Below are 17,586 nucleotides of genomic sequence, written 5' to 3'. Positions count from 1 at the left end.
CCACTTCCCGCCACATCACCTGAAATTAGTGAAACTGGGATATCTTATGACAAGCCGCTAGATGTCTATGCACCACTTTCTGAAACATTGCCTGAGATTGATGAAACACCAGTAGTTAGCGCCACATCACCTGAAATTAGTGAAACTGGAATGTCTAATGACAAGCCGTTAGATGTCTACGCACCACTATCTGAAATTAGTGAAGCAGCAGTAGTTAACGCCATACCACCTGAGATTACTGAAACTACAAGTATTTTTAGGGAAATTATTGACAATGAACAAACAGCAGAATCAGAATTTACCTCTGCGGTAACAAATCCAGAGGTATCAACAAAAGTTGATAACTCAGATAAACTAACCTCCCCACAAAATGAGGTAGGCACAACACCTGAAGTTGAGCAAAATACAACCATTGAAAATTTGCCAGCACCTAAAGGTTATGCTACTGGTGGTCATGTGACAGACTCCCACGTTGAAAATCGTAAGCATATAGCACCCTCGGATACTGTACCTGCAATGCTTACGCCTGGGGAGTTTGTAATTAATACCAGGGATGCACAAAAGAATTTACCTCTACTACATCACATCAACACTGGTGGAATACCGCAAGATATTATCCTTCCAAGTTTACAGATACCCAATTCCACAGAACCAAAAGAAAAAACTTCTCCAGAAACTCCGACTAAAGTCGATTCTTTTCCAGACACTTCGTCACAGCTAAAAAGTAATGAGACTCATTCGCCTCAGATATCCAATTCTTTAATTCCTTCTTCCTTGGGGTTGGATATTGGAAAACACAAGCTTTCCATGCTCAATTCTCCACAGCTTAATCCTCTTCAAAAGGAAACAATAGATACAGGTGAAGCTTCACCCCAATACTCATCGCCTCCCCTGATTTTCCGAAAGGCAAATTCTACCACTAACACATCTTCCGAATGGTCAAATACACCTTCTCAATGGTCAAGTGTAGAAGATTTACTAAATGCAAATAATGATGAATCAACTAGTTTCAACTTTAATCATGGGAAATCTAATAGCCAACGTCATGAATTTTCTCGTGTTTCAGAATCACCACAAACTTTTACTAAACACCTTCCTCCACCTAGAGGCTTTGCTGATGGTGGAGAGGTCGCTCCACCCGACATATCTACAAAAATAGAACCGATAACTGAGACGATAGAGAGCGCATCCTCGCCTTCTGAAGAAGATAAGGATGATACGGCTAATCTTGAAGCTCTAGCTCGTGAAATTTATAACAGATTACGACAACGGATAGAAATTGAGCGAGAGCGTCATGGTGGTTACTCAGGTAGATTACCTTGGTAAATTCCCATTCAATAATTAATTTTTGGAGAAATATTTAAATGGCAAGTCCCGCAATTATTGTTATTCAAAAGCGTCAACCGCAACTTGAGAAAGCCAAACTTATAGCTTATAACGGTGAAGCACCAGATATTGAATTAATGTTTAATCCCACAGAACTTAGTTTTGCTCGGACTGTTCATTGGCAAAGTGACCAAGGTAATAGAGGAACTACTCTACTTCCGAAAGTGAATTTTTCTGGAGTTGAACCTTACAAATTCACATTGAAGCAGTTACTTTATGATAGTTATGAAACGAAAGAATCGGTGATGAAAAAGTATATAGACAACATTAAGAAAGGTGTAGAAACTATCGATGGCGCTCCTGACAAGCGCCCGCCTGTTTATATATTGACATGGGGATCGGAGTATTTTTATTGTGTAATCACAAGTCTAACTTACACTTTAAATATGTTTCTGAGTGATGGTACACCAGTAAGAGCATTGGTAGATATAGCATTGCAAGAAGTAGATAAAAATAACCTTCCTGGAGGACGTGAATCTGCTTCTACAGGCGATGCTCGTCAGGCAGATCAAAGGCTGGGGTAATACTAATAAATCAAAATAGCCAAAGTGATAAAGTAGTATTTATCACTACTTTATAATTAAAAGCTGCTCTGAACATTTCATAGTTATAAAATAATAGTTATGCCTCTTAAAAAAAGCCTTTATCTAAGCGAACCTAAAATCGAGATAGAAGGAAAACCAGCTTCTGGTGAATTAATAAAGGATTTGTTGCAAATCACAATAGAAGAAAGTCTTCATTTGCCAGCAATGTTTACGCTAGTCATACATAATAGCTATATTCCCGCATCTGACCGAGCAGAAAGCAAGCCTTGGCGACATGAGCAGTTATTTAAGATTGGCAAAAAGGTGAAGTTGGGTTTTACTTCGAGTACTACTCAAGATAGGAATTTTCAAGAGGAGGTAGAACAATTTTTAATTGAAGGTGAAATTACAGCGATGGAAGTTCACTTCAATGAAAAATCTGAAGCTGATATTATTGTTCGAGGTTATGATATTTCTCATCGTCTGCATAGAGGTCGTTACAATCGTTCTTTCTTAAATGAAACTGATAGTGGGATAGTCAAAAAGATAATTAAAGAAGTAGGTATAAGACCTGGCAATATAGAGGCAACTGGTGAAGTTCACAAGTATGTTTTCCAAGAGAATCAAACTAATATGGAGTTTTTGCGGGAAAGGGCTGCCCGCATTGGTTTTGAATTATTTATTACAGACGATCAACTTAATTTTTGCAAACCAAAAAGTCAAGAAGCTTTATCACTAGAATGGCTACTTGATATTAGTAAATTTAGTACTCGCGTTACCAGTTCTGAGCAGGTGAGTTCTGTGGAAGTGCGGGCTTGGGACTATACCCAGAAAAAATTGATTAGCGGAACGGCCAAGAAAGAGAAGCAAATAACCGAGACAGGTAATCAGCTAGGAAGTAGTACCAGTAATGCATTTGCTAATCTTAATTCCCCTAAAATGATTGTTGTAGATAAACCTGTTGCTAGCAAAAAACAAGCAGAGACGATGGCTCAGGCTTTATGTGATGAACTGGGAGGAGAATTTGTTTATGCAGATGCCAAAGCAGAAGGGAATCCTAGAATTCGTCCTGGACGGGTTATTGATCTTAAGGGTATGGGCGATCGCTATAGTGGTAAGTATTATGTTACAGAAACACGCCATTTCTTTAGTCAGCGAGTTTATCAAACTGATTTCAGCGTGCGGGGACTACGTTCTGGTAGCTTATTCACAACTCTATCTCCAGAAAAACGTCTACAGCCATCTGAGACTTTATTGGTAGGAATTGTGACTGATAACAAAGACCCAGAGGGATGGGGTAGAGTGAAGGTCAAGTTTCCCACTCTCACAGAAGAACATACAAGTGACTGGGCGAGAGTTGTAGCTGTGGGAGCAGGCCCCAAGAGAGGTTTCGACTGTTTACCAGAGGTGAACGATGAAGTTTTGGTAGGTTTTGAGCATGGCGATATTCACCGTCCCTACGTCATTGGTGGGGTATGGAATGGGAAGGATGCACCACCGGAAAGGGTAAATGACTCTGTTACAAATGGTGTAAGATTACGCACCTTTAAAACTCGTGTAGGTCATACTCTACAGTTTATCGAAGCGGATAAAGCAAGTAGTAAAAAAGGTATTCGCCTAGAAACTGAATACGGTCATAAAATATATCTCAATGATAGTCAAAGGTGCATAGAGATTGAAACCAAAGGCGGTCATAGAATCAAAATGGATGATATGGGTAAATCTGTTTCAGTGGAGTCAAAAGGTAATCTGTCATTAGATGCTGTTGGAAATATAGATATTTCAGCCAAGGGTACGATTACAGTCAAAGGTGCATTGATTCGCCTTAATTAATTCGTAATTCGTAATTCGTAATTCGTAATACTCGCCCCCGGCGATAAGCAAGCTACGTAATTTGTAATTTTCGGCGAAACAGTTAATGGAAAACGCTATGGGAGGTTTTGATGAGTAGACCGGCAGCAAGAATTACCGACAATGTAGCGCATCCCTTACCGCCAGTTTTGACAGGAGGACCAGGTAGTCGCAATGTGTTGATTGGGTCTTTACCTGCGTGGCGGGGTGTACTTGCAGCAGCAGTACCAGGTTTACTATCTGCCAAAACAGCTTCTGATGCGACTGTTTTAGCAGCCGAGACTGCTACTAAGGCGGCGGCTGGTACACCAGGGGCACCTGCTGCCCTAGCTGCTGAACAAACTGCAAAGACAACAGCAGCTTCTACTATGGGTAGCGCCATCAGTGTTGCTGCGGCAGGTGCTGATATTCATAATTGCGCCACACCCTCGCCCGTACCTCCACATGGTCCCGGTGTGGTAATTGACGGTAGTAAGACAGTGCTGATTAACAACCTGCCTGCCTGTCGGATGGGCGACACTATTATAGAAGCATTGGGGCCACCAAATAAAATTATCAAAGGCAATCCTACTGTTTTGATTGGCGGCTGATTGGAGGGCAGGGGGCAGGGGGTAGAGGAATAATTCACGAGTATCAAAGACTCGTCCACGAGTAAAAAATACTTGTCTATGAATCTTAATTTATACCAAATTCCAGTTACAAATCATTCTCCCCCTGCCGCCAATACGCTTGGGTTAAGGGCCACTGGTACAAAATTTTGGGTTTTCGAGACGCGATAAATCGCCGTCTCTACAAGTTTTTTGGTCTTATCTGAACTGTATTGTCCTCTGCCCCCTGCCTCTTCAACCTCGACCTTTGGCGAATAGGCTTAAATCTTCTGTGCCGATATCTTTAAAGATATCCATGTAACAGCTGTCTAAGTGCCAGATATGGTTTACGGTCGTCAACGAGCCTATTTGGGAACAGGTTGGGCTTATCCACTGCATTTAAGTGTGCAGGGTGGGATACAACTTAGCCGTGAAGATCAAAAAGTTAAAGAATCTATTTGGATTATCCTCCGCACGGGTGTAGGTGAGCGGGTTTATCGACCTACGTTTGGTTCGCGCTTGTCAGAACTGGCGTTTGCACCTTTGAATAGCGATACCTTACTGCGAATCCGTCTTTATGTCTTGGAAGCTTTAGAAGTTTGGGAACCACGCATTATTATCGATGAAGTTGTCACCGATCCTGACCCTGTGCGTGGCAGAGTGGACATCATCATTAATTATCGACTTAAAGACAGTCCCGATATTTATAGTTTTGTTTATCCTTATTATTTGGTTTCGGCTGGGGAGGAAGCGTGATCCAAATTAAAAATTAAAAATTGAAAATTAAAAATTCAGAAAGCTAAATTTTATCTGGGTTTCTAGGCTTGCATCTGCCACATTCTTTTTTTAAATTGGTATGAACTTTGACTTTTTACCGAAATTACCTTCTTCTAACTTAGACGATCGCGCCTTTGATGATTTGGTGCAAGAATGTATTATGCGTATTCCTCGCTACTGTCCAGAATGGACAGACCACAATCTCAGCGATCCAGGAATTACGCTAATTGAGTTATTTGCTTGGTTAACTGACCAAATGTTGCTCAGATTTAACCAAGTACCTCGCAAAAATTATGTTGCTTTCTTAGAATTACTCGGTATTCGTCTCCAGCCTCCCGCCCCAGCCCGCACGGAATTAACTTTTTATTTAAGCGCTCCGCTACCTGAAGCCTATACTATTCCAGCAGGCTTAGAAGCCTCAACTATTCGTACTGAAACTACAGAAGCTATTACCTTTAGCACAGATTCTCCTCTAATTATCGGCAATCCCCGCATCCAACATTTCTTAACTGCCCAAACCACCGAAGATATTCCCCAATCTCTGCGAGAAAGAGTTACAACTTCATGGACTCGTCAATCTGACGGTTACTGGACAGGTAATGAACAACCGATTTTTGAAGAGGAACCCCAGCCTGGTAACTGCTTTTATTTAGCAATTAATTCTGACGATCCAATAGATGCTAATGTTTTAGAAATTATTTTCCAAGGGGCTGCGGCTACTCCTGCTGGGATTAACCCTAATCAACCACCTCGGAGGTGGGAAGCTTGGGACGGGGAAAATTGGCAAGCTGTTTTATTACAAGAGTCGGATGATAAAACTCGCGGCTTCAGTTTTTACGAAATCGCCCAACAGGGTGGAAACCCGTCTCAAGGTGCAGAAGTACGGCTGCATCTACCTCAAATTTGGCCTGTAGTTAATTTTACTTCTTACCGAGGTCGCTGGTTACGCTGTAGCTTTATTAATACAGAAGCCAATGAATCTGGTTACAATCGTCCACCACGAATTTCTGGTTTAGCAGTGCGGTCAATTGGCGGTACAGTTAGGGCTAGTCACAGTACGCTGATTCTAGATGAGCGCTTGGGAATTAGTGATGGTACGCCCGGTCAGACTTTCCAGTTACAAACAGCACCAATTTTAGAGCGTCGAGAAAGTGAGTATATTTTAGTTACTCCCAGTGGTGGTTTGCCTCAGAAGTGGACTGAAGTGAGAGATTTTGCTGATTCTGGACCGCATAATTTCCATTACACCATCGATTCGATCACTGGTACAATCCAGTTTGGGCCGCTGATTCGGGAACCTAGCCAACTTAAACAGCAAACCCAGGTGCGGAGCCGGCAGCAGACTGCGCCAACAAGAATTCAGCAACCACAACTAGATGATACATCTGTACAAGTTCTAGAAAATAACCAGTCAGAACACCAATATGGGGCAATTCCTCCCCGTGGCTCAGAAATTAAAATAGTTGCTTATCGTACAGGCGGTGGTAGAGAAGGCAATGTTCAAGCTGGGGCAATTCAGTTTTTGAAGTCTGCATATCCTTATGTTGCTAGTGTGATCAATCATGTACCAGCAATTAATGGTGCAGATGCCGAATCGCTGGATCAAGCTGTAATGAAGGCTCCCCGCATCCTCCGCACGCGCGATCGCGCCGTCACTGCCGAAGATTTTGAAGTTTTAACTCAACAGGCGGGTGCAGGTGCGATCGCTCGCGTCCGTTGTTTGCCAGCGAATTCTCGTAGACAAGCTGGTATAGTTAGTTTACTGGTAGTTCCATTTGCAAATACAGATGCGATCGCGCAAGAGAATGGGATGACACCAGAAGAATTTGCCCTCAGTCATGCACTCCAAGAGCAAATTTTGAGTTACTTAGATGAAAGACGATTACTAGGGGTACAAATAGAATTACAGGAACCGAATTACGTAGGTGTTTCTGTACAGACAGAAGTAGCTTTAGAGCCAGCATACAACAACCCTTTTGCCAGCGAAGAAATTCGTCGGAATTTAAGGCGATCGCTATATAAATATTTAAATCCATTAACTGGAGGAATCGACGGCAAAGGTTGGCCATTTGGGCGACCAGTTTATACATCAGATATTGTCGCATTACTGCAACAAACCCCGGGCGTGCGTCATTTAGGCCCCGTCTTGCTATTTCCCATCCGCAAGCAAGGAGAAAATTGGCGACGACAACCATCACCAGAACAGTTAATTGACCCAGGTTCAGAAGGGTTGATATGTTCTTGGGCTGATACCAATCTGCGTTCAAATCACGACATCCAAATAATTCGTAATTCGTAATTCGTAATTTGTCATTGGGCATGGCTCAAGAATCAATCAATAGTTATTCTTCCCCTGCCTCCCCTGCTCCCCCTGCTCCCCCTGCTTCCTCATCCCCCACTCCCTACTCCTATGGTTCAAAGTCGCTCTAGTCCCGCTGTACGCATTCAATTAACGCCAATGCAAATACCCGAAGCTTTACCTGTGGCAGGTTTAGCATTTGCAAATGCGGAAAACATGGATGTGGCTGGACATAGTTTACTCTTGCATCCTGGGCATCCCAGCGAGATGATTGTGCAAGTACAAAACTTAGAACAGCGTCCTTTGCGGGTGAGTTTAAGCGTAGAGGGAAATTTTCCATCTCAGTGGTGTCAGATTGGTACAGAAGGCAGTGAGATCCCGCCTCGGGGACAAATGGATGCTGTCCTTTACTTCTCAATTCCCGACACATTTTTTGAAGACCAAGAAGCGATTGCTCCTGGGAAAAAAGACAAACTAACGCTCAATTTTCGCAGTTTAGTTACTCTACATATAGACCCAGGCACTGACAACGAACAAATCGAGAGAAGCGAGTATTTCGATTTATATATCCGTCCTTACACTGCCTACATGGAATTCTTGCCAATTTTGTATCGAGAAGTGGACTTTATTGGTCGCTTCATGAAAATATTTGAGCAAGCTTTTCAACCAATAGTTGATAGCTACAAAGTCATGTGGGCAAACCTCGATCCTTTGACAGCACCGCAAGCATTACTACCCTTTATGGCTCATTGGGTTGCTTGGCAAGTAGATTCTGTTTGGGATCTCCAGCAACAACGGCGTTTAATTCGCCGGGCAGTAGAACTTTATCGCTGGCGAGGAACTCGTAAGGGATTGCGTCTCTACTTGCATCTTTATACTGGTTTACCGTTAGACGAACATTTACCTAATGAAGCTGATAAACATATTAGTATTACAGAACCTTTTGGCCCAAGTTTCATTATAGGAGACGCTCAATTAGGAAATGCAGTTTTAGCAGGTGGGCAACCATATCACTTTATTGTGCGTTTGCGTACAAATATTTCTAGTGGCATCATCAACGAACAACTTATTGAAAGAATCATAGAACAAGAAAAACCTGCTTTTTGCACCTATGAATTATCTATCGAAAACCCCCCTAGTTAAATAATTCGTAATTCGTAATTCGTAATTCGTAATTCGTAATTCGTAATTAAGAAAAATTAAATAGACTTTTAATCCAAAATCTAAAATCAAAAATCTAAAATTATTATGTCCCATCCTTTCCCCCCTCCACCAATTAAATCTTTAGAACGCCTTCAAGCCGCAGACGGTTTACTAATCAATGCGGAACGGTGGCGCACAGCCCATGATTACCACCGAAATCGGCAAAATGCTCAATATCAAAGTTTAAACCAACCAGGAATTGTCTGCGGTTTAGGCGTTCGAGATGTGACTGCGCCAAGCCAAGTTGAAGCTAGATATCGAGATGGACGTTGGGTGCAAATTCAACCTGGTATTGCAATTGATTTAGCAGGTAATTTAATTGTTGTACCGACTTCTTATGATTTTCCCATTGATTTAGAAGTAGCAAGTGCAGAACCGCTCATGATCTACTTAGTAGTTAGCTATGTAGACCCTGATGAATTGCGGCGCGGACAGCAAAGAGATATTGTTCAAGAAACCTATCGAATTGACCAAAGAAACTCCATACCAGTCAGTTCCGAAATAGAAATATGTCGCATACTTCTGCAACCAGGACATACTGAAGTTAGCCAGCCTGCGGATGCTTTCTTTCCTGGATATAACAATATTGATTTGCGTTATCGCCGTCAGGCACAAATGCGTCCTCAAGCACTTGTGTGTATGGCACAGGCGAATCATAGTGATCCTGAATGTGCGCGTAATTTTTTCAGCCTTTCGTATTTGCTACAAGCAGTAGAACCTCTATATCCCAGTTTGCGAGGAGCTGATGAACCAGGACAAGTTTCTTTAGCAGAAAATATTCAAGACTTTGACATTCTTTATCTGACAGGTGGACAGGCTATATCTTTAAATAGTCTCGAATTTGAATCTCTAAAAAATTACTTAAATTTAGGTGGTGTGCTTCTCGTTGATGCGCCAACAAATGCTAATGCTTTAATTGAGAGTACTCAAGCATTGGCACAACAGTTAGAGAGTCCTTTAAGACCTTTAGAAGAATTGCAACGGAGTCATCCTTTAAGGACAAAACCTTTCTTATTTGCTGCCTTGCCAATGGTTAATCAACAGCAGATTAAAATGTTAATCGGTGGAGGAATTATTTTAGCAATTGGAGATTTAGCAACTGCTTGGGGACTGGATAGAGAATTAAATTTACCCAGATTGACCATTCGTACAGCTCAAGAACTTGGAATTAATATTCTTCACTATGCTTGGAAGCGGCGACAGTTAATTGGTTTGCAACAGGAAGATAATTCAGGGCAGTGGTGAAAGGTAAGTTAGCAGGACTTAAGTATTTTTAAATACAAACAAGACTCAAATCCATGCAGGCTAAGGGAAATACGCTAAATACCCAAAAATGCCTGAAACCCAGATATATCAAAAAATCAAGCAAAATGACGTCAAAGCCTCTATATATACTTTTGAGGAAATTTTGAGCGATCGCTTTTATCCGGGTGAGCCTGCGACAGGTGATTTAATGGATTGAAGAAGGCAGAAGGCAGAGGGCAGTCCCAATGAAACAAGTTTCATAGTCAAGCATGAAAATGCGATGTGAGACTGATCTATTGATCTATATAGATACTCATCGAAGGAGCATTTTCAAGCTAGAAGGAACAAGTCAAAAGGGGATTCAAACCCCTCCTGACTTGGAGCCACTGAACAAGAGTTCAGAGTTCTTGTCTTAAACCCTTACTCCCTTTCGGTCTCTTCTGTGAGCAGGAACCAGAATTCCCTTCTGCCAACTGAGCCTCCTGCCCGACGCTCTCTACGAGACGCTAAAAGCGAACGCGGACTCGCTCTAAGCGTAGCTATGCCGTAGGCTTTACGCTGCGCTATCTGCCTTTCTTGATAAAAGCGATGTCTACGATGGGCTGCGCTTAGGCACTCATGAGAAAGTATTGATCAATTTCTGCCGTAAGTATTTCAAAGTCCACAGGCTTGGTCAAGTGGCATTTAAAACCAGACTTAAGCGCAAGCTCCTTATCCATCTGGCCACCGTAGCCGGTGAGTGCAATCAGAATTGAGCGAGTCAACTTGGGGTCTTTACTTAGTTCCTGTGCAACGGCGAATCCATCCATTTCGGGAAGTCCGATGTCACAAATAATCACTTGAGGCTCAAGCTTCCTTGCAGTTTCTACTCCTGAAATTCCATTATTGGCAATGGAAACTTCATGCCCAAAATGCTCAAGCACTGCTTTTAATGTTACGGCTGAATCGTCGTTATCTTCGATGACTAAAATCTTCAACGATTTGTTAGCCGTCTCTATAATCTCTTGGTCGTTATCCCAATCTGTAACCTCTTCGCACATAGGGAGAGTAACTTTGAATTCTGCTCCCAAATTGATCCCTCTACTTAAGGCTTCAACATTACCACCATGAAGTTCCACAAGACTTTTTACTACCGAGAGTCCCAAACCTAGCCCGCCCCTCGAACGGTCTAAACTCCGATCGGCCTGGGTAAACGGCTCGAATAGTTCTGGTAAGATTGTCGGCTCTATCCCTATGCCTGAGTCTCTTACAGATAAGGCCGCTACACTACCTGAGCCATTTTCACCGGGAATAAATGAAAGATCCACCCAAATCGTCCCATCTGGCTTGGAAAACTTTAAGGCGTTATCAAGAAGGTTCCTAAAGACCTGGAAGAAACGGGTCGGGTCAACATAAGCCCACAGAGGCTTATTTGGCAGGTCTTCTATTACGGTAAGATTCGATTTCTTTATTGCTTGTGCATAGTCATTAAGAATCTGGCGAACCAATTCCACCAGATTAAGCTTCTCAAGGTTTAATGAAATCTTCCCGTAGGTGATGGACGATACGTCAAGTAACTCATCGATCAATTTCGAGAGGTGCTTAATCTGGTGTTGCATCATTAAAACTGTTTCTCCGACTGAGCCAGTCTCGCCCAGTTTCAACTTGAGAAGCTGAACTCCGTTCGAGATGGGGGCAACGGGATTCCTCAACTCGTGAGCTAGCATTGCAATGAATTTGTCTTTAAGCGCGTTTTGGTTCGTAAGTTTCTGGAAAAGTTGAACGTTCGCGATCGCAACTGCTGTAGTATCAGTCAAAATCTCCAGCATTTCTATCTCTTGAGGCGTGGCTAGGTGTTGTGTACTCCAATAGGCTCCGATCGCACCCAATGGATCGGAAACCCGTATAGGAACCATCACTAAGCTCTTGACAAAAGTCACTTTATAGGCATCAATCGGAATTCGAGCATCCTGGTAGATGTCCTCAATCACAGCTGCTTGTTTATTGAGCATTGCCCAACCGGAGATGCAAGACTTGAGAGGAAAACGCATACCTTTCCAAAGTGGCCCAATAGCGTTTTCATCGACATAGTGGCAACATTCACCATCCCGCAGTACAAAAGTTACTCCATCAGCATTAGTGAGATCACGAGCAGCCAAACGCACAATCTCAATAATTTCTTCAATAGTCCGCACACAAGCCAAATCTTTCACGACTAAAAGCAATCTACTATAAGGCGGAATACTATAGCTCTGAGGTGAATTTTGTTTTTCAGAGATGGAGGTTTGTAATATATTTTTCATAAAAAACTCCGAACAAAAGGGATGTCTATATAAAAACTTAGGTAAAGCGGGTAGGTTTCATCAGATACCTACTCTTAATCGTAATCTTAACTTTGATTGTCTAGATATCACATTTTTTGCTTTTATATTTATGAGTATAAATACTGTAATAAAGCTGGGTAAATATTCCGAATTTTACCGAAGAGGCAGGGGGGAAGGGAGCTAAAAGCTTGGGAGAGCAAGCCCTTCCCAAGAGCGTGGAGCAAAGCGAAACATACAAAGCCCCATCCTTCTTTGTCCGCTTGAACTAGGGCAAAGTACAAGCTCCGTCTCACTTTTTCCCAAAGCATTGCGCCCCCTGCTCCCTTGCCTCTTTTTCAATGCAGACAAATTATTTGGCAACTGACCGAAATTAATGGGATACAAGCCCCGTCCTTTTAGGACGGCTTTTTATTGATTAATTCATCAACATAATCCCTAATCTTGTTCTGCCAATCAGGAATATCCTTAAGTGCTTGTTTTTGCCCAATCCGTCCCTTGAAGCAAATGGGTTCGTTATCTAAGGGATTACTACTGGTAAATCCAAGATTGTGTTTTTTTTGGAAAGGCATGTATTAACTGTGTTTATTGGTATACTAATATATAACATGTTAAAAACATTCATGAAAGCCAGATATCAATTCCGTTTCTACCCGACAGACCAACAACGACAGCTTTTAGCTCAGTTGTTTGGTTGTGTTCGCGTGGTATGGAATGATGCTTTGGCTTTGTGCAAGCAGTCTGAAAAATTGCCAAGTAATAACGACTTGCAAAAGTTAGTAATTACCCAAGCAAAGAAAACATTGGAACGTGTTTGGCTGTCTGAAGTTTCTAATATCCCGTTGCAACAGTCAGTTGCGGATCTGGGAGTTGCCTACAAAAACTTTTTTGATTCGCTCAAGGGTAAGAGAAAAGGTAAAAAATTAGGTAGTCCTAAATTCAAAAAGAAAACTAATCAACAGACGGCACGATTCAGAATTGGCGGATTTTCTATCAAAGGGGATGAGGTTTATCTAGCCAAAATTGGTAACGTCAACCCAATTTGGTCTAGAAAATTGCCGTCAGCCCCAAGTTCCGTTACAGTAATCAAGGATTGCTCTAACCGCTATTTCCTGAGCTTTGTAGTAGAAGTTGAGTCTATTGATATTGACGCTAAACACATAAGCATTGGTATTGATTTAGGAATTAAAACTTTTGCTGTGATGAGTAACGGAGAGAAAGCAGAAAGTCCAGACTACTCAAAGCTTGATAGAAAAATTCGCAAACTCCAGAAAAAGCTAGCACGCCAACTCAAGGATTCAAAACGTAGGAATAAAACTCGGATTCAAATTGCAAAGCTGCACAACCAAATAGCAGATGCCCGTAAAGACTTTTTGCACAAGTTATCTACCAAAATTGTTAGTGAAAACCAAGCTATCATTTTGGAAGATTTAAATATCTCAGGCATGGTCAAAAATCATTTGCTTGCTAGAGCTATTAGTTTTCAGGGATGGAGAGAATTTAGAACGTTATGCGAGGCTAAATCGCAGAAGTTTAATAGAGTTTTTCACGTTATAAGCCGATGGGAGCCTACAAGCCAAGTCTGTTTTGAATGTGGCTACAAATGGGGCAAACTCAATTTAAAAATCCGGTCGATTCAGTGCTTAAATTGTGGAACTGAACACGATCAAGATCAGAATGCCGCGAAAAATATAAATAAAGTCGGGATAGGGCATTGCCACGACTCTAAACGGACACAGAGAGAAGGTAAGACTGGTTCTTCAGCACATCTCGGTGAAGTGTCAAGAATCACCGAGACTTTAGTCCGGTGAGTATGTCAAAGATAATATTCAAATCGCTCCCGGAGTTGTTCAACTGTCAAATTTTGAGTCCAGTATTCCACTAGGGCGTGACCAAACGCCCAGGCGTTGCGATCGGGTGAACCGGAATTTTCCAGCAGTAGCGGCCAAAGGGATAGTAATTCAAAGTTGAGCGAGTTAGGGTTAGCTGTATTTAAGAGCGAGAAAAGCTCATATCCCATTTGGAGTTTGCCAATCACAATCGGCAACTGTTCCACGGGAATTTGCTCTGCCAGCATATATGCTAGGGCTGGAGATCCGGTTGACAGGGTAGAAACAAACTGGAGGACGGGACTTTTGAGCAATGCCGTTAGCCCCTGTGTTGTCGCCATTTGGAAGGTGTAATGGTCGATGATTTTGGCTGCGGCGACAGTACGGGCTTCGAGGTTACGCAAAAAGCGGGCGAGACGGAGTTGTTTGGTAGGTGCGATCGCATCTACTAATCCCAACGATAGCGCTTCTATTCCCCAAGCGATTCGACTTGTTTTGCTGTCACCTGTAACCACAGGCAAAACTAAATTGCAGAAGTTCCCCAGGAGTTTGGCACGATACTCAGTAGCTTCTCGAATAGCAATTTCTTTTGGGCGATCGCCCCATTCCCAATCATAAGGCGGTTGCCACTCGCGGATGGGACGCAAACGATCTACTTGAGTGACGATCGCGATCGCAGGTAAATCTGCAACTTCTGCTTTCATGTCTTGCAGAAAGTCTACATCCATTTGCAGCGCAGGATCGAGGGCAGGGGTGACTAACAGCAGTAAATCTGCATTTATGGCATAATCAAGCACCAGATTTCGGAGATCGGCACGGTTAACTTGTTCGTAACCAGGTGTATCCCAAAGCGTCAGAGTTTCTCCACTTTGAGTCTGCCATTGATAATTTTGAATGCGATCGGTACTGGGTAAAACATCAACGGCTGCGAGATCCGTCTGAAATAGTGTGTTAATCAGGCTACTTTTTCCCGATCCTGTGCGCCCCACCAGCAGAATATTCACGGGTTTTTGCTCAACCACCTCGGCTGGTTCGGCTTGAGTTAAGATATCTCGGAGTGTTTGGGTTTTTGCCTTGGGTAGAGTTGGTGTGGATACGGTTGCTGAAACTGGTAATGTAGTACGTCCGTAGAGTGCGATCGCCTGTCGGCATAAGTTTCTCAGGGCAGCTTCCCGGAATAACTGGCTCAAATTCCCCAACAATTGCTGAGTAGCCTGGTTACTAGAACCCTGACTGGCTTGTTTTGCCACCGCCGCCACCGGATTTAAAACCCACTGTGCCCAGTTCCAAACTTTCCAGAATTTCCGAGCCGATGGCTCTAACTTCCGGTAGACTTCGTATCCTTGGTATGCTTGTCCAACCGTCACCTGATTGAGGACAGGGGATAACTTTTGCATCCACTGATCCATATCATCCACCGTTCCCCGAATCAGCCCGTAAGCTTGGGGGACATAAATGTTCAGTAGCGGATATTGAATTTGAGGATTGTAGATATGAGCGATCGCTACAACCAAATTTTGGCATCGCGTCCAAAAAGTTTGCCAATCTTCCCAAATCGGGCGATCGCTTTGTGCTGCTTGCAGAATCTCTTGAAGGGCGGCTTCTGCTTGCTTTGTAACATCACTTCCTACTGGTTGCCCTACTGTATCCTCTGCCGTCGATTCCAGTTCTTCTTGGACTTGAGTTAATACAGCTTCCACTTGGTTAACAGCAGGTTGAGTCCATTTAACCAACAGCCAACGCCAACCCACGAATAGAAGGGTGAATACACCCCAAATCCAATTAATGCCCCATGCGTGAATTTGCGAACCGGCGGATACCAGTAAGAAAATGATGATGAAAGCGATCGGGATTGCTAAGACGACCCACTGCCACGGTTTTAATCGCACCATTGCCCTATACCTGCTTTAATAACCCTTCTTATACAAATAGTAACTATGAAAGTTTACAGAACTGATTGGCCACCGATGATGGTATCTGTTGAATTTTCTAATTTTTTATTCACACTTTTAGGAAACTGATGTTATGACTGTGTATAAACTAATATTGTTTTTATTGCATTATCTTATACATTTATAGAAAGTAAATTAACTCGCTTAAAGTCTCCTTTACCTAAAATAAATCAACAATTGGATTCCAATTTAAACAATATTTAGATTAGGTAATCAAGCAATTGTCTTCGATACATTCAGCGATCGCAAGCAAGAATAAAAATAGCGATCGCCTGTCAGAAAAGAACTAAAATAACAGTAATACTACACTTTTCTAGCATTCAAGGAGTAATGGCTGTGGCTTCCATCACGATCGATATTTCCGATGAACAATTGCAGAAGCTGCAAGGATTAGCACAAGAGAATGGTATCTCCCTTGAAGATTTGTTACGTGCCAGGATAGAAGACTGGCTCAGTCACCCGACGAGCGATTTTGCTCAAGCAGCCAACTATGTGCTGAAGAAAAATGCCGAATTGTACCGACGTTTAGCATGATACGTTACCTAACAGTGGTGGAAGTCCTAAATCTGCATCGTCAGGTTATAGAGCAGTCTGGAGGCACATTAGGTATACGCGATTTGGGTAACTTATAGTCTGCTGTAGCGCAACCGAAGATGACTTTTGGTGGAAAAGACTTAATATCCCACAATTATTGAAAAGGCTTCAGCATTGGGCTTTTCTTTGATCAAAAATCATCCTTTCCTTGATGGTAATAAGCGTACTAGTCACGCAGCTATGGAAATATTTCTTGTTTTAAATGGGATGGAAATCGATGCTTTGATCCAAGAACAGGAGCGTGTTGTCCTGCTGCTAGCGGCTGGGGATTTAGGGCGCGAAGAATTTACGGAGTGGCTCAGGCTAAACCTTAGAACAATTTAAACATTTTAAAGACAAGCCGAACTTGTAAAAGTCCGGCTGAGTTTAATCAATCGTCTATACGCAGTAGTTTGCGATAAAACGGTTGTGAAAAATCGGTCGCGCGATGACGTTTATAGTTATCCATAAGTTCAATTAAAAAATTAATAAACTCAAAACTAGCCATCATCAGTTCGTAACTTAGATCAGCGTTGCCATCAAACTGGATTCGGCAACGGGTTAAATCTGAGGGTAAAGTCGCAACATTCCAGGAGGCGACAAAGGGAACATGTTCACTGCCTTCTATCTTCCGTTGTCCCTCCAATACCCCTTTTTGATAGAGACTGATGGCAAAAGGTAAAAAATTGCGTTTAGTGCCTTGAACATAAGGTAAGTAAACACTGGCTTGTTGTTGAGTCGCAGGCTGAAGTTGGTCAATAGACATTGTTCAATATTCCTCAAGTTAGTTTGCAACTGGGGATATTATGTGGATGTTAGTAGTATTCCCAAAAGATGTATCTAAAGCACACAGTGGGGAATGGGGAGTGGGGAATAGGGAATAGGGCATAGGGTATGGGGAGAAGAGGAGTCGAGTTCAAAGACTCGTCAGCAAGTATCAAAGACTCATCCCTTATCAATACGGTTCGGATAAGATCCCCCCGCCTGTGGTGACCCCCTTAAAAAGCAGGGCTGTTTCATTCCACAAGGGCAAGAAGTTTGTCAATATCATGAGAGAGAA

Annotated in this window: 16 protein-coding genes; 12 read left to right on the top strand and 4 right to left on the bottom strand. The window is 42.5% G+C overall.

Annotated elements, in window-relative coordinates; all coding sequences use genetic code 11:
• From VB740_RS28295 to VB740_RS28255, 9 genes are all read left to right on the top strand, one after another.
• The coding region (locus VB740_RS28295; RefSeq protein ID WP_323203171.1) for a hypothetical protein at positions 1 to 1,326 on the top strand (1,326 nt) is incomplete at its 5' end.
• 38 nt (positions 1,327 to 1,364) lie between these two features.
• Positions 1,365 to 1,910 carry a hypothetical protein gene (locus tag VB740_RS28290; protein ID WP_323203170.1) on the top strand — a complete coding sequence of 182 codons (546 nt, stop codon included), beginning with the start codon at positions 1,365 to 1,367 and terminating at the stop codon, positions 1,908 to 1,910.
• Positions 1,911 to 2,009: 99 nt separating this feature from the next.
• The gene (locus tag VB740_RS28285; RefSeq protein ID WP_323203169.1) at positions 2,010 to 3,743 is read left to right on the top strand and encodes a VgrG-related protein; all 1,734 of its coding nucleotides are present in this window, start codon (positions 2,010 to 2,012) and stop codon (positions 3,741 to 3,743) included.
• Between the two features lie 110 nt (positions 3,744 to 3,853).
• Positions 3,854 to 4,351, top strand: a complete 498-nt coding sequence (locus tag VB740_RS28280; RefSeq protein ID WP_323203168.1) for a PAAR domain-containing protein — start codon at positions 3,854 to 3,856, stop codon at positions 4,349 to 4,351.
• A 339-nt stretch (positions 4,352 to 4,690) separates the two neighbouring features.
• On the top strand, positions 4,691 to 5,104 hold the full coding sequence (locus VB740_RS28275; protein WP_323203178.1) for a GPW/gp25 family protein: 414 nt from the start codon (positions 4,691 to 4,693) through the stop codon (positions 5,102 to 5,104).
• A 100-nt stretch (positions 5,105 to 5,204) separates the two neighbouring features.
• The gene (locus VB740_RS28270; protein WP_323203167.1) at positions 5,205 to 7,424 is read left to right on the top strand and encodes a putative baseplate assembly protein; all 2,220 of its coding nucleotides are present in this window, start codon (positions 5,205 to 5,207) and stop codon (positions 7,422 to 7,424) included.
• Between the two features lie 111 nt (positions 7,425 to 7,535).
• The gene (locus tag VB740_RS28265; RefSeq protein ID WP_323203166.1) at positions 7,536 to 8,567 is read left to right on the top strand and encodes a phage tail protein; all 1,032 of its coding nucleotides are present in this window, start codon (positions 7,536 to 7,538) and stop codon (positions 8,565 to 8,567) included.
• Between the two features lie 105 nt (positions 8,568 to 8,672).
• Positions 8,673 to 9,872: a DUF4159 domain-containing protein gene (locus VB740_RS28260; protein ID WP_323203165.1), complete on the top strand. Its 1,200-nt coding sequence runs from the start codon at positions 8,673 to 8,675 to the stop codon at positions 9,870 to 9,872.
• An 88-nt stretch (positions 9,873 to 9,960) separates the two neighbouring features.
• The gene (locus tag VB740_RS28255; protein WP_323203164.1) at positions 9,961 to 10,089 is read left to right on the top strand and encodes a hypothetical protein; all 129 of its coding nucleotides are present in this window, start codon (positions 9,961 to 9,963) and stop codon (positions 10,087 to 10,089) included.
• A 391-nt stretch (positions 10,090 to 10,480) separates the two neighbouring features.
• On the opposite strand, the gene VB740_RS28250 is transcribed toward VB740_RS28255, so the two are convergent.
• Both VB740_RS28250 and VB740_RS28245 read right to left on the bottom strand, forming a co-directional pair.
• Entirely contained in the window at positions 10,481 to 12,154 is a 1,674-nt protein-coding gene (locus tag VB740_RS28250; RefSeq protein ID WP_323203163.1) for an ATP-binding protein, read from the bottom strand.
• Between the two features lie 416 nt (positions 12,155 to 12,570).
• Positions 12,571 to 12,744: a hypothetical protein gene (locus VB740_RS28245; protein ID WP_323203162.1), complete on the bottom strand. Its 174-nt coding sequence runs from the start codon at positions 12,742 to 12,744 to the stop codon at positions 12,571 to 12,573.
• A 36-nt stretch (positions 12,745 to 12,780) separates the two neighbouring features.
• Here VB740_RS28245 and VB740_RS28240 point away from each other — a divergent pair, with 36 nt between their 5' ends.
• Positions 12,781 to 13,983, top strand: a complete 1,203-nt coding sequence (locus tag VB740_RS28240; RefSeq protein WP_323203161.1) for an RNA-guided endonuclease TnpB family protein — start codon at positions 12,781 to 12,783, stop codon at positions 13,981 to 13,983.
• 5 nt (positions 13,984 to 13,988) lie between these two features.
• Here the strand turns inward: VB740_RS28240 and VB740_RS28235 are convergent, their stop codons facing one another.
• Positions 13,989 to 15,893: a GTPase family protein gene (locus tag VB740_RS28235; protein WP_323203160.1), complete on the bottom strand. Its 1,905-nt coding sequence runs from the start codon at positions 15,891 to 15,893 to the stop codon at positions 13,989 to 13,991.
• 396 nt (positions 15,894 to 16,289) lie between these two features.
• Here VB740_RS28235 and VB740_RS28230 point away from each other — a divergent pair, with 396 nt between their 5' ends.
• Entirely contained in the window at positions 16,290 to 16,487 is a 198-nt protein-coding gene (locus VB740_RS28230; protein WP_323203159.1) for a DNA-binding protein, read from the top strand.
• A gap of 174 nt (positions 16,488 to 16,661) precedes the next feature.
• The gene (locus tag VB740_RS28225; protein WP_323203158.1) at positions 16,662 to 16,871 is read left to right on the top strand and encodes a type II toxin-antitoxin system death-on-curing family toxin; all 210 of its coding nucleotides are present in this window, start codon (positions 16,662 to 16,664) and stop codon (positions 16,869 to 16,871) included.
• A gap of 46 nt (positions 16,872 to 16,917) precedes the next feature.
• Here VB740_RS28225 and ebsA read toward each other — a convergent pair whose 3' ends face one another.
• The gene (ebsA, locus tag VB740_RS28220) at positions 16,918 to 17,292 is read right to left on the bottom strand and encodes a type IV pilus biogenesis protein EbsA (protein ID WP_323203157.1); all 375 of its coding nucleotides are present in this window, start codon (positions 17,290 to 17,292) and stop codon (positions 16,918 to 16,920) included.
• Positions 17,293 to 17,586: the final 294 nt, after the last annotated feature.

Source organism: Nostoc sp. UHCC 0251 (genome assembly GCF_034932245.1).
Lineage (GTDB): Bacteria > Cyanobacteriota > Cyanobacteriia > Cyanobacteriales > Nostocaceae > Nostoc.
The sequence above is the reverse complement of the archived record's forward strand: the minus strand, read 5'-3'. Positions and strand labels throughout refer to the sequence as shown.

Bases quoted from the DNA above. Each gene is read 5' to 3' on its own strand.
- VB740_RS28290 (WP_323203170.1), top strand. From the start codon at position 1,365: ATGGCAAGTCCCGCAATTATTGTTATTCAAAAGCGTCAACCGCAACTT.
- VB740_RS28285 (WP_323203169.1), top strand. From the start codon at position 2,010: ATGCCTCTTAAAAAAAGCCTTTATCTAAGCGAACCTAAAATCGAGATA.
- VB740_RS28280 (WP_323203168.1), top strand. From the start codon at position 3,854: ATGAGTAGACCGGCAGCAAGAATTACCGACAATGTAGCGCATCCCTTA.
- VB740_RS28275 (WP_323203178.1), top strand. From the start codon at position 4,691: ATGGTTTACGGTCGTCAACGAGCCTATTTGGGAACAGGTTGGGCTTAT.
- VB740_RS28270 (WP_323203167.1), top strand. From the start codon at position 5,205: ATGAACTTTGACTTTTTACCGAAATTACCTTCTTCTAACTTAGACGAT.
- VB740_RS28265 (WP_323203166.1), top strand. From the start codon at position 7,536: ATGGTTCAAAGTCGCTCTAGTCCCGCTGTACGCATTCAATTAACGCCA.
- VB740_RS28260 (WP_323203165.1), top strand. From the start codon at position 8,673: ATGTCCCATCCTTTCCCCCCTCCACCAATTAAATCTTTAGAACGCCTT.
- VB740_RS28255 (WP_323203164.1), top strand. From the start codon at position 9,961: ATGCCTGAAACCCAGATATATCAAAAAATCAAGCAAAATGACGTCAAA.
- VB740_RS28250 (WP_323203163.1), bottom strand. From the start codon at position 12,154: ATGAAAAATATATTACAAACCTCCATCTCTGAAAAACAAAATTCACCT.
- VB740_RS28245 (WP_323203162.1), bottom strand. From the start codon at position 12,744: ATGCCTTTCCAAAAAAAACACAATCTTGGATTTACCAGTAGTAATCCC.
- VB740_RS28240 (WP_323203161.1), top strand. From the start codon at position 12,781: ATGTTAAAAACATTCATGAAAGCCAGATATCAATTCCGTTTCTACCCG.
- VB740_RS28235 (WP_323203160.1), bottom strand. From the start codon at position 15,893: ATGGTGCGATTAAAACCGTGGCAGTGGGTCGTCTTAGCAATCCCGATC.
- ebsA (WP_323203157.1), bottom strand. From the start codon at position 17,292: ATGTCTATTGACCAACTTCAGCCTGCGACTCAACAACAAGCCAGTGTT.